The 3,039-nt window shown below is 43.1% G+C and carries 3 protein-coding genes; all 3 read left to right on the top strand.

All coding sequences use genetic code 11. From position 1 onward, the window contains the following. On the top strand, positions 1–1,267 hold a 1,267-nt coding region (locus HY841_15810), incomplete at its 5' end, for a T9SS type A sorting domain-containing protein (GenBank protein MBI4932225.1). A gap of 3 nt (positions 1,268–1,270) precedes the next feature. After that, the gene (locus HY841_15815) at positions 1,271–2,260 is read left to right on the top strand and encodes a T9SS type A sorting domain-containing protein (GenBank protein ID MBI4932226.1); all 990 of its coding nucleotides are present in this window, start codon (positions 1,271–1,273) and stop codon (positions 2,258–2,260) included. Then, positions 2,257–3,039 (top strand): hypothetical protein (locus HY841_15820; protein ID MBI4932227.1); only part of this gene is annotated, 783 nt, incomplete at its 3' end. The genes HY841_15815 and HY841_15820, both read left to right, overlap by 4 nt.

Consider the following 3,039-nt stretch of genomic DNA (forward strand, 5'->3'; position numbering starts at 1 on the left):
CAATACAATTACGAAAGCCGCTGTTACCGGCAACCCTGTTGCTGCTATGGTTGCCACTTTGCAGGGCGTGAATGTGGAAAACAGCCCGCAGACCACCGTGCTTGCAAACACCATGAACAAAACCGGCAGCGGGATTTATTGTAATGGGCAAAATCCTAATTCTACTTTGGCTTGTAATACGTTTAATACTTGTTTTACCGGAATTAATTTTAATGCTGTTTCCCCCCCAGTTCCTACCAACGTAGGTGACCAGATTGCCGGACCAACTACTAATGGTTTTGCTCAAAAAAACAAATGGATTGCAATTGCTCCGGGTGGAACCAAGATGATGGGAGATATTTTTCCGGCTATTCATTTTTGGTGGAAAGGGGGGGGAGTTTTTACTCCTTTACCACATTTGGTTTCACCTGCAAGTTTTACTACTGGTGCTGTTCAATCTACAACAAACAATTTTGATATCTGCGCCACTCAAATTGCGCCACCGCCACCCGGACAGCAGAGAGAACAAATGTTCGGCAGCATTGCAAGGAATCAACTTAACTTTCCGCAGTTTGATGCGGAGAATAAATGGGTGAACCGGCAGTATGCCTTCAGAAGTTTGAAGGAAAACCCAAGCATGCTCACACTTGGAATGCCCGATGACAGCGTGTATCAGAATTTTTACAACCAGTATGCATCGGATAACATCGGGAGATTCACGCAGGTGAATGATTTTATTGCGGCAAATGATTTGACGAATGCAGTGCAGGCAAACAATGCTGTTGCTCCGGCAAATTTAATTGAAAGCAACCGCAAACAGGCAAATGAAATATATCTTAACAGTTGGGCGCAGGGAATATTATCATTTACGCCTGCCGACTCTGCCGCGCTTTACAACATTGCAATGCAGGAACCGGTTACAGGCGGAGACGGAGTTTACAGCGCAAGAGTGATACTTGGGCTTGACCCGACTAATTCAAGCAGCAGGATGATTATTGCGGAAGACAACAAACAAGAAGTGGCACAGGCAATTAAAGTGTCGGGGAAAATATATCCCAACCCCGCCATGAAAGGCGAAGCGGTATTGGATTACCCTGTTGATGAAAAAGACAATGCAGCGCTTGAAATTTATTCCATCGTGGGGCGGAAGGAAGCATCTTACCAATTAATTTCCGGAACCAAGTATCACCAGTTCGACATCAGCAATTTAACGGAAGGAATTTATTTGTATCATGTTATTGTGAATGAGGTGAATGTTTACACCAATAAATTAGTCATTATTAAATAAGCAATGAACCGTTTTTTAAAAATACTTTTTTACTTTTTATTGCCTGTTGCCTGTTGCCTGTTGCCTACTGCTCTTGTTGCTCAACCCAATTTGATTTTGAACGGAAGTTTTGAAGATACGGTGTGTTGCCCTTCGGGTGGAGGATCAGTTTCATGCACCCCACCTTGGTTCTCTCCTACTGTTGGAAGTCCAGATTATCATCATCAATGTGCCAATGCTACTGCACCCAATGCAGGAGTTCCTTCAGATGGAGCAAGCGGTTTTCAATATCCATATACAGGTCAGGCATTTGTTGGTGCTTATACTTATCAGGCAGGCAGTAACGGTCGCGAATATGTGGAATATCCTTTCCCCGGAGATTCGTTGATTCAAGATAAGAAGTATTGCATTGGGTTTTATGTAAATCCGTATAACACATTAGCACCGATTGATGCTTTACATGCAGTTTTGTCAAAGAATAGTATATCCATGCCTATTTCTACGAACCTACCTAATACTCCCGACATTGTGAATCCTACAGGAAACATTATTGATGACACCCTGAACTGGACATTGGTGTCGGGCTATTATACTGCACAAGGCGGAGAAAAATTCATCACGCTTGGAAATTTTTATCCTGACAGCATGACCAATCTTGGCGCGGGATGGAATCCGGCAACAAGTGTTTCCTATTATTATATTGACAACGTATTTATTTACGACTGCGACAGCGTGGGGGGAGTAAGTGAGCAGGAGGCAGCGGCAGTGGCAGTGGCTATTTACCCAAACCCCGCAACAGAAGAATTTACTCTTGAAACAGATTTAAAACAAGCAGGAGATTTAACCATTACCATTACGGATTACCTTGGCAGAAAAGTGGAGGTGCTCCATGAAAAAGCAACTGCCGGAACGTACCGGAAAAAGATTATCGCATCTTTGTTTGCAAAAGGAGAGTATTCTGTTACCATAAAAACAAAAGAAGGAAAAGGAGTGAGAAAAATTGTAGTACAATGAAATGGATTTTACTTTCTATGTTTGTGTGTTTTATTAATCGCTCGTTTGCTGTTGTAACGCTCAGCAATGTATCGGTTTCATCAGCAGAGAAAAAATATCCCAAACTGTTTGTAAAAACACAGGAGGGTTTTCAGTGGAGCCATGCTTCACTGAACATCAGCGGAACATTTACGGTTGATAAAAATCTTTTAGTTGCCAACTGCACGCTGCTCCTTGCTCCCGAAGCAAAAATAATGATTGCCGCAGGCAATACCTTCACGCTCAGGAGCGATGGAGAAGGACAAACCTTACTCAAAGCAGGAGATAAAATAATGTGGGACGGCATTTACATACAAGGCAGCGCAGCGCATCTTGTTTCCAGCTCGGCTTCCAAAGGGCAACAGACCACCATACAGGATGCACGCAATGCCATAGTTTCTCAGAATGGAGGAGATTTTCTGGTGGAGAGAACTATTCTTCAGAAAAATAACAAGGATATTGTGGTAACTATTTATCCCACCGTTAATCATACCGGCAGGGTTCGGGAAAGCATTTTGCAAACCGGAACAGGTACCCTGCTTCCCTTTTTCACAGGCAATATCTTGAATGCTCCGCTGCCCAGAACCAACATGGGCATTCAGCTAACCCGTGTAAAGGATATACAGATTGGCGATGCTTCAGCAGGAGTTGGCGCAAACCTGTTTGATAATATGGATGTGGGAATTTCATCCATCGGCTCGAAGCTGAAAATTTATAACAACAATTTTCAGAATATTACTTCTTTCGGCAATGGAAAGGCG

The sequence above is a fragment of the Bacteroidota bacterium genome (assembly GCA_016213405.1).
In the GTDB taxonomy this organism is placed as follows: domain Bacteria; phylum Bacteroidota; class Bacteroidia; order Palsa-948; family Palsa-948; genus Palsa-948.

Coding starts and splice junctions, on each gene's coding strand:
- HY841_15815 (MBI4932226.1), top strand. CDS start 1,271: ATGAACCGTTTTTTAAAAATACTTTTTTACTTTTTATTGCCTGTTGCC.